Origin of the sequence: Neisseria sp. WLZKY-1, assembly GCF_046546535.1 — a bacterium.
Taxonomy (GTDB): Bacteria; Pseudomonadota; Gammaproteobacteria; order Burkholderiales; family Neisseriaceae; genus Neisseria.
Map to the genome: position 1 here is coordinate 1 of NZ_JBKGTW010000067.1, position 7,862 is coordinate 7,862.

At 58.3% G+C, this 7,862-nt stretch carries 9 protein-coding genes; 5 read left to right on the plus strand and 4 right to left on the minus strand.

The window, feature by feature from the left end; translation table 11 throughout:
- Positions 1-137: 137 nt before the first annotated feature.
- From rng to moaC, 4 genes are all read right to left on the minus strand, one after another.
- Complete coding sequence (gene rng / locus ACLD9W_RS11505) at positions 138-1,631, minus strand: ribonuclease G (RefSeq protein WP_410842146.1); 1,494 nt, start codon at positions 1,629-1,631, stop codon at positions 138-140.
- Between the two features lie 260 nt (positions 1,632-1,891).
- Positions 1,892-2,326, minus strand: coding sequence for a molybdenum cofactor biosynthesis protein MoaE (locus ACLD9W_RS11510; RefSeq protein ID WP_410842147.1), 435 nt, complete (start codon positions 2,324-2,326; stop codon positions 1,892-1,894).
- Between the two features lies 1 nt (position 2,327).
- Entirely contained in the window at positions 2,328-2,582 is a 255-nt protein-coding gene (gene moaD, locus ACLD9W_RS11515; protein WP_410842148.1) for a molybdopterin converting factor subunit 1, read from the minus strand.
- A complete protein-coding gene (moaC, locus tag ACLD9W_RS11520) occupies positions 2,566-3,039 on the minus strand; it encodes a cyclic pyranopterin monophosphate synthase MoaC (protein WP_410842149.1) in 474 nt (157 codons plus the stop codon). Before moaC ends, moaD begins: the two co-directional genes overlap by 17 nt.
- Before the next feature lie 235 nt (positions 3,040-3,274).
- Here moaC and ACLD9W_RS11525 point away from each other — a divergent pair, with 235 nt between their 5' ends.
- The 5 genes from ACLD9W_RS11525 (at position 3,275) to ACLD9W_RS11545 (ending at position 7,662) form a co-directional block, all read left to right on the plus strand.
- A complete protein-coding gene (locus ACLD9W_RS11525; protein ID WP_410842150.1) occupies positions 3,275-3,943 on the plus strand; it encodes an NAD(P)H-dependent oxidoreductase in 669 nt (222 codons plus the stop codon).
- Between the two features lie 80 nt (positions 3,944-4,023).
- Positions 4,024-4,179 (plus strand): hypothetical protein, encoded by a 156-nt coding sequence (locus tag ACLD9W_RS11530; RefSeq protein WP_410842151.1) that lies wholly within the window; start codon positions 4,024-4,026, stop codon positions 4,177-4,179.
- Positions 4,151-4,411, plus strand: a complete 261-nt coding sequence (locus ACLD9W_RS11535; RefSeq protein WP_410842152.1) for a hypothetical protein — start codon at positions 4,151-4,153, stop codon at positions 4,409-4,411. Before ACLD9W_RS11530 ends, ACLD9W_RS11535 begins: the two co-directional genes overlap by 29 nt.
- A 365-nt stretch (positions 4,412-4,776) precedes the next feature.
- Positions 4,777-6,006, plus strand: a complete 1,230-nt coding sequence (locus ACLD9W_RS11540) for an MFS transporter (RefSeq protein WP_410842153.1) — start codon at positions 4,777-4,779, stop codon at positions 6,004-6,006.
- A gap of 282 nt (positions 6,007-6,288) precedes the next feature.
- Complete coding sequence (locus ACLD9W_RS11545) at positions 6,289-7,662, plus strand: NarK family nitrate/nitrite MFS transporter (RefSeq protein WP_410842154.1); 1,374 nt, start codon at positions 6,289-6,291, stop codon at positions 7,660-7,662.
- Positions 7,663-7,862 lie beyond the last annotated feature (200 nt).

Here is a 7,862-nt window from a genome sequence, read left to right on the forward strand (position 1 = left end):
TTAAGGGGGTATTTGGGTAAAATCAGGAGTGATTGGGGGAGGAAACAGCCGAAAACCTGTGTTTGGGTTCCGGCTGTCGAAGGAAGGGCTTTTTTGCAAAGGTTTCTATATGTCGGCAAGGTCAAACGGTTGGCTGGCTAAACCAACACCACGTCAAACTGCTCCTGCGTGTAGCTGTTTTCCACCGCCAGCGACACGGGTTTGCCGATAAAGTCGATCAGCATCGCCAGCGATTGGGATTCTTCGTCGAGAAACAGGTCGATCACCTCTGGCGAGGCGAGGATGCGGAATTCTTTGGCGTCGAAGCGGCGGTTTTCGCGCACGATTTCGCGCTGGATTTCGTAGCAGACGGTCTGCGGGGTTTTCAGACGGCCTCTGCCTTGACAGGTGGGGCACGGTTCGCACAATACATGGCTGAGGTTTTCGCGCGTGCGTTTGCGCGTGAGTTCGACCAGGCCGAGGCTGGTGAAGCCGTTGAGGGTAACGCGGGTGCGGTCGAAGCTGAGGGCTTTGGCCAATTCCTGCAACACGGCTTCGCGGTGGGCTTCGGAGGCCATGTCGATAAAGTCGATGATGATGATGCCGCCCAAATTGCGCAGGCGCAGTTCGCGCGCGATGGCGTGGCAGGCTTCGAGGTTGGTTTTGAAAATGGTTTCGTCGAAATTGCGCGCGCCGACGAAGCCGCCGGTGTTCACGTCTATCGTCGTCATGGCTTCGGTGGCTTCGATGATGAGGTAGCTGCCGAAGTTGAGGCTGACGCGCGGTTGTAGGGCGCGGTTGATTTCGGCTTCGACGTTGTGGGTTTCAAAAAGGGGGCGCTCGCCCGAGAAGAGTTTGATTTTGTCGGCCGCGTCCTGCACGTATTGGGCGGCGAAGTGCTGCATTTTGGCGAAGTTTTCTTTGGAATCGACGAGGATTTCGCGGGTGTTGCCGCTGAACATGTCGCGCAGCACGCGCAGGCTAAGGGGCAGGTCTTGGTAGAGCAGCGAACCGGCACTCAGGGTTTTGGCCTGCTGCTGGATGTCCTGCCAGACTTTGGTGAGGTAGCCGATGTCGGCCTGCAATTCGGCGTCGGTGGCGGTTTCGGCGCTGGTGCGGATGATGTAGCCGTGGGCGGAGTCGGGCGGCAGCAGGCTGTTGAGGCGGCCGCGCAGGTTGTGGCGCTCGCCGTGGTCTTCGATGCGCTGCGACACGCCGATGTGCTCTTCCTGCGGTAGGTGGACGAGGAAGCGTCCGGCCAGCGAAATCTGTGTCGACAGGCGCGCGCCTTTGCTGTTGATGGGGTCTTTGATGACTTGGACGAGCAGGGTCTGCCCTTCAAACAAAACGTGTTCGATGCGCTGGGCTTCTTCGGGGTTTTTGCGCTGTTCGAGGATGTCGACGATGTGCAGGAAGGCGGCGCGTTCCAGGCCGATGTCGATAAAGGCGCTCTGCATGCCGGGCAGCACGCGGCGCACGACGCCCAGATAGATGTTGCCGACCAAGCCGTGGCCGGAATTGCGTTCGATGTGCAGCTCGCAGATGTTGTTTTCTTCGAGCATGGCGACGCGGGTTTCCTGCGGGGTGATGTTGACGAGGACGGTTTCGGGCGGGCGGACGATGTCTTTGTGAAGGGGAATGCCGGGTATCATGATGTGCTTTCTTTGCGAAGCCGCCATGATACCGAAACGGCAGGCCGTCTGAAAAGGAGGGAGGCCGTCTGAAAAAGTATGCGCGGCTTGATTTCAGACGGCCGTTTTGGGGAAGCCGGGATGGGTTTGGAATGCCGGCGGAGACTATAGTGAGCCAACATGAAAAGATACAAGGCAGCAAGCCGCAGACAGTATGAGCAATACGGCAAGGCGCAGCAAGGCCGTAGATTTTTGTGTTGGCCCACTATATTTTCCGGCCATTACCGTGCGCCGTGCGATTCGGGGTTGGCCAACCACGCGCTTTGGCTTTGGCCGGTGTAGAACTCTTCTTTCCAAATCGGCACTTGGGCTTTGACGGTGTCGATGATGAAGCGGCAGGCGGCGAAGCCTGCGTCGCGGTGTCCGGCGGCCACACCCACCCACACCGCCATTTCGCCGACTTCGAGGCGGCCGTGGCGGTGTACGCAGACGGCGTCGGCGATGGCAAAGCGGCGTTTGGCTTCGGCGATGACTTCCTTGCCCGCGTTGAGCGCGAGTTCGCGGTAAACGCTGTACACCAGATAATCGACGCGGCTGCCTTCGTTTTGGCGGCGCACCCAGCCCTCGAAGCAGTTGAACGCGCCGCAGTTTTCGTTGCCGAGTAAGCGCGCGCGCAGGGCGGCGGCATCGATGGGGGATTCGGTTAAATCAAACATTTCAGCCTCCGGCTACGGGCGGGATAAAGGCCAGGATGTCACCGGCTTTCAGCGCGGTGTCCCACGCGGCGAATTGGTGGTTGACGGCGCAGCGCAGCCGCTCCTGCGGCAGGGTGAAGCCGTATTGCGCGGCCAGTTGCGCGTAAACGGATGCGGCGGTCGCGCTGTTGGGCAGGGCGATGGTTTCGCCCTCTTTGCCTGCCGTTTCGCGCAGGGCGGCGAAATACAGGATTTGGATTTCAGCGGGTGAAGTCATGTTTGCCTCCGGTTTTGTGCAGCAGGCGCACATCTTGGATTTCGATGTCGTGGCTGAGGGCTTTGGTCATATCGTACACGGTAAGCGCGGCCACGCTTACGGCGGTGAGTGCTTCCATTTCCACGCCGGTTTTGTGGGTAACGGCGGCTTCGGCGGTGATGTTCAGGCTGCATGACGCGTCGTCGTATTCAAATTCGAGTTTGCAGCGTTCGAGCATCATCGGGTGGCACATCGGAATCAGCGACGCGGTGTTTTTGGCGGCCATAATGCCGGCGATGCGGGCGACTTCGGCAACCGCGCCTTTGGCGGTCTGCCCGTTGGCCGCCTGAATCTGCGCGTAAACCTCGGGCGGGAACACAACGCGCCCGCCCGCCACGGCCACGCGGCGGGTTACGGCTTTTTCGCCGACATCGACCATGCGGCTTTTGCCCTGGTCGTCCAAATGGGTGAGGGACATGGGGTTTCCTTTCGGGACGGAATGCAAAAAACGACGCATCATGCAGACTTTGCCCCGCGCTGGCAAGTGCGGCGGGAAAAGGCCGTCTGAAAAGCGGGAAGCTGGGTTTTCAGACGGCCTGTGCAGCGGCGGAGGATACGTGCGCCGCCGAGGCGTTCTCTTGCTATTGAAGGTAAATCCGACCTGAAAAAATCACTATAATCCCCTCTTTTCACCCCCCAAAAAGGAAACCACCATGACCACATTCTTCACTCCCGCCCAAATCCTCTCCGCCTTCCAATACCGCAAATCCTGCCGCCACTACGACCCCGACCGCAAAATCAGCGCCGAAGATTTCAACTATATTTTAGAACTCGCCCGCCTCTCCCCCAGCTCCGTGGGCAGCGAGCCGTGGCAGTTTCTCGTGGTGCAAAACCCCGAGCTGCGCCAAAAACTCAAACCCTTCGCATGGGGTATGGCCGCCACGCTGGATACCGCCAGCCACATCGTCGTCATCCTTGCCAAGAAAAACGCCCGCTACGACAGCCCCTTTATGCTGGACGGCATCCGGCGCCGCGGCATCACCCACCCCGAAGCCATCGGCAAAACCCTCGCCAAATACCACAGCTTCCAAGCCGACGATGCCCACCTGCTTGATAACGAGCGCACCCTGTTTGACTGGTGCAGCAAACAAACCTACATCGCCCTCGCCAACATGATGACAGGCGCCGCCCTTATCGGCATAGACAGCTGCCCCATCGAAGGTTTTAACTACGACGACATGAACCGCACCCTTGCCGCAACAGGCGCATTTGACCCCGCCGAATGGGGTGTATCCGTAGCCGTAACCTTTGGCTACCGCGTCCAAGACATCGCCCCCAAAGCGCGCAAGCCCATGGAAGATGTGGTAACTTGGTTGGAGTAAATTCCAGCCCAATGAAGCCTGAAAACAAGAAATACCGTTTTCAGGCTGCCTCAATCCACAAAAACCCACAAAGAAACCTTATGCCCCGCAACATCCTAACCACCGCCCTGCTTACCGCATCGCTCGCCCTCGCTGCCTCCGCCCTTGCCGCGCCCAAAGCCGCCAAGCCAACCAAAGCGGAAACCCAATCCCAAAGGCAGCCTGAAAATGAGACAACAATTCACATGGCAATTTAACGAAAAAACACAAACCTTCAGCCAACGCATCACCGATTTTTCCACCACCCGCGACAACGAGCCCACCCAACAAGACAAATCCCAAATCGGCAAAACCAGCACCGCCAAAGCGCGTATGCTGCTGTGGAACGGCAAACCCGATATGCTGGAACTCACCGACCAAGCCGACGGCGAAAAACAAAGCTACTTCAAACAAGACCTCAACAAACTGCGCGAAATCTTAAAGCCTTAAACCAACCCACCTATATCCAAGCAAGCGCAGCGTGCATGGGCAGGGTGTATCACCCGGCAACGCACGTGTTCTGTACCCTTTGAGAGGCCGTCTGAAAACGAAAAGTCCCGTTTTCAGACGGCCTTTTTTTGCCTTTTCCCCCGACTCGGGCAAACGATAGTGCCAATCGGATACAAAAGGGTTAGCCGCGCTACTCCTTTCGGGTAGGGTGGTTTCCGCATTAGGGCAACTGATTTTTTCGCGGGACGGCGCATAGAATGGGGATATGCCGTCTGGTATGGCACATTTTCCGCGCAAGGCGGGGTGCGTGCCGCAAGCGGTTGATTTGTTGCAAAACCCGTTTAATCAAACAAAGGAAATCGGAAATGAAATCCGAAAACTACAAACGCTATTCGGTGCTGGTGTCCAGCACGGTGTCGTTTACCGTGTGCTTTATGATTTGGATGATGCTGGCGGTAATCGGCGTACCGATTCAGAAACAGCTCGGGCTGACGGAGGCGCAGTTCGGCATCCTTACCGCCATCCCCGTGCTTTCCGGCTCGCTGGTGCGTGTGCCGCTGGGGATTCTCACCGACAAATTCGGCGGCCGCATCGTGCTGTTTGTGCTGATGCTGGTAAGCGTGCCGTTTATTTTTCTGATGCAGTATGCCACCGAATACTGGCAGTTTCTCGCCATCGGTTTGGTGATGGGTTTGGCGGGCGGCTCGTTTTCGGTGGGCACGCCCTATGTCGCCCGCTGGTTTTCCAAAGAGCAGCAGGGTTTGGCGATGGGCGTGTTCGGCGCGGGCAATGCAGGCAGTGCGGTTAACAAGCTCCTTGCACCGGTATTGATTGCGGCGGCGGGCGGATCGTGGCTGATTGTACCCAACGTGTACGCGGCGATTATGCTGGCAACGGCCGTTTTGTTTTGGTTCACCAGCTATCACGACCCGAAACATCTGGTCGATTCCAAAGTGAGCCTCAAAGAGCAGCTCGCGCTGATGAAAGACCCCGGCGTGCTGCGCTACAGCCAGTATTACTCGGTGGTGTTCGGCGGCTACGTCGGCCTCGCGCTGTGGATGACCCACTACTACATCGGCGAATACGGCATGAGCCTGCAAACCGCCGCGCTCTTGGCGGCCTGTTTCTCGCTGCCGGGCGGCGTGTTGCGCGCGCTGGGCGGCTGGCTGTCCGACAAATTCGGCGCGTATAAAGTTACCTGGTATGTGATGTGGGTGCTGTGGGTGTGTTTCTTTATCCTGTCTTACCCGCAAACTGATTTTGTGGTTGCCAGCACCAAAGGCGCGCAGAGCTTCCATATCGGGCTGAACGTGGTGGTGTTCACGATTCTGATGTTTACCGCCGGCATCGCCATGGCAGTGGGTAAGGCTTCGGTGTTCAAATTCGTGGCCAACGACTACCCCGACAACATCGGTGCGGTCTCCGGCGTGGTCGGCCTGGCGGGCGGCTTGGGCGGTTTCCTGCTGCCGATTATGTTCGGCATCCTGCTGGACTACACCGGCATCCGCTCCACCGCCTTTATGCTGCTCTACGGCACTGTGTGCGTATCCCTGATTTGGATGCACTTTTCTTTCAAACCCAATCGCGGGCAGTAAACAGCAAGGCAGCCTGAAACCGGAAAAACGGTTTTTCAGGCTGCCTGATGTGCTTTCAGACGGCCTGTAAGGCAGGCAGCGAAGCGGCAGGCTGTTTTGCCGACACCGTTGCAGCCCGAATAAGATTCCCGCCTACGCGGGAATGACGGAACAGGAAAAACACCCTTTTCAGACGGCCTGAACCAAACAAAGGCTGCCTGAAAACCAAAGGCAGCCTGAAACGCAACACAGGCCGTCTGAAAAACCGCCAACCCCATTCCAACCCCTCCCCGAGGAGAACCCATGTCCCACCTTATCCAAGACTGGCGGCCGGAAGACCCCCAATTCTGGCAAACCACCGGCAAAAAGATTGCCAAACGCAACCTGTGGATTTCCATCCCCGCCCTGTTTCTCGCCTTTGCCATGTGGCAGGTGTGGAGCGTCGCCACGCTCAACCTGCCCAACATCGGCTTCCAGTTCACCAAAAACCAGCTTTTCTGGCTCGCCGCCGTGCCCGCCCTTTCCGGCTCCACCCTGCGCGCCGTCTATTCCTTTATGGTGCCCATTTTCGGCGGCCGCCGCTGGACGGCCATCTCCACCGCCAGCCTGCTCCTGCCCGCTATCGGCCTCGGCTTTGCCGTGCAAGACCCCACCACCAGTTACAGCACCATGATTATTCTGGCTCTGCTGTGCGGCTTCGGCGGCGGTAATTTTTCGTCCAGCATGGCCAACATCAGCTTCTTCTTCCCCCGCGCCGAAAAAGGCACCGCCCTCGGCCTGAACGCAGGCTTGGGCAACCTCGGCGTATCCGCCGTCCAGTTCGTCGTCCCCCTCGTCATCACCGCCGGCCTCTTCGGCGCGCTCGGCGGCGAACCGCAGGTGCTGGCCGACAGCGGCAAACAAATCTGGCTGCAAAACGCCGGCTTCGTATGGGTACCCTTCATCCTCGCCTCCTCCATCGCCGCCTGGTTCGGCATGAACGACCTCGCCAGCGCGAAAGCCAGCTTTAAAGACCAGGCCAGCATCTTCAAACGCAAACACAACTGGCTGATGTGCATCCTCTACCTCGGCTGCTTCGGCTCCTTCCTCGGCTTTTCCGCAGGCTTCCCCCTGCTCACCAAAACCCTGTTTCCCGGCATGCCGCTAGGTTACGCCTTTCTCGGCCCCCTGATCGGCGCGGCCGTACGCCCGCTCGGCGGCTGGATTTCCGACAAAGTCGGCGGCGCGAAAATCACCAATATCGTCTTCACCGGCATGATACTCGGCATATTCGGCGTACTCGCCTTCCTGCCCGACGCATCCGGCAACGGCGGCAGCTTCTGGGGCTTCTTCGCCTGCTTCATGCTGCTGTTCGCACTGGCGGGCTTGGGCAACGGCTCGACTTTCATGCAGATACCCATTATTTTCAACATCTACCACCAAAAACGCGCCGACGCAGGGCTGGTCAGCCGCGAAGAAGCCGAAAAAGACGCCATCCGCGAAGCCGCCGCCGTTATCGGCTTCACCGCCGCCTTCGCAGGCTACGGCGGCTTCCTGATCCCCAAAAGCTACGGCACATCCATCGAAATGACCGGCAGCGTCAACGCCGCCCTCTACTCGTTTATCGTGCTTTATGCCGTCTGCGCCCTGATCAACTGGTGGTACTACCTGCGCAAAAACGCCGAAGCCAAATGCTGACGGACAAGGCAGCCTGAAAGGCCGTTGCGATATTTTCAGGCTGCCCGATCAGGCTTTCAGACGGCCTATAAACCGCCGTAAAGGCAGCCTGAAAATCCGTAGCAACTGTATTTTTCACCCCGTCGGGCAAAAATACCAAAACTCAAATCAAGCCGTTTGGATACCGTTTTCGGCAAAGTAATCACGCATCCGGGCATTCA

Excerpts from the sequence above, each read along its gene's own strand:
- ACLD9W_RS11525 (WP_410842150.1), top strand. The coding sequence starts at position 3,275 with ATGACCACATTCTTCACTCCCGCCCAAATCCTCTCCGCCTTCCAATAC.
- ACLD9W_RS11510 (WP_410842147.1), bottom strand. The coding sequence starts at position 2,326 with ATGTTTGATTTAACCGAATCCCCCATCGATGCCGCCGCCCTGCGCGCG.
- rng (WP_410842146.1), bottom strand. The coding sequence starts at position 1,631 with ATGATACCCGGCATTCCCCTTCACAAAGACATCGTCCGCCCGCCCGAA.
- ACLD9W_RS11545 (WP_410842154.1), top strand. The coding sequence starts at position 6,289 with ATGTCCCACCTTATCCAAGACTGGCGGCCGGAAGACCCCCAATTCTGG.
- ACLD9W_RS11530 (WP_410842151.1), top strand. The coding sequence starts at position 4,024 with ATGCCCCGCAACATCCTAACCACCGCCCTGCTTACCGCATCGCTCGCC.
- ACLD9W_RS11535 (WP_410842152.1), top strand. The coding sequence starts at position 4,151 with ATGAGACAACAATTCACATGGCAATTTAACGAAAAAACACAAACCTTC.
- ACLD9W_RS11540 (WP_410842153.1), top strand. The coding sequence starts at position 4,777 with ATGAAATCCGAAAACTACAAACGCTATTCGGTGCTGGTGTCCAGCACG.
- moaC (WP_410842149.1), bottom strand. The coding sequence starts at position 3,039 with ATGTCCCTCACCCATTTGGACGACCAGGGCAAAAGCCGCATGGTCGAT.
- moaD (WP_410842148.1), bottom strand. The coding sequence starts at position 2,582 with ATGACTTCACCCGCTGAAATCCAAATCCTGTATTTCGCCGCCCTGCGC.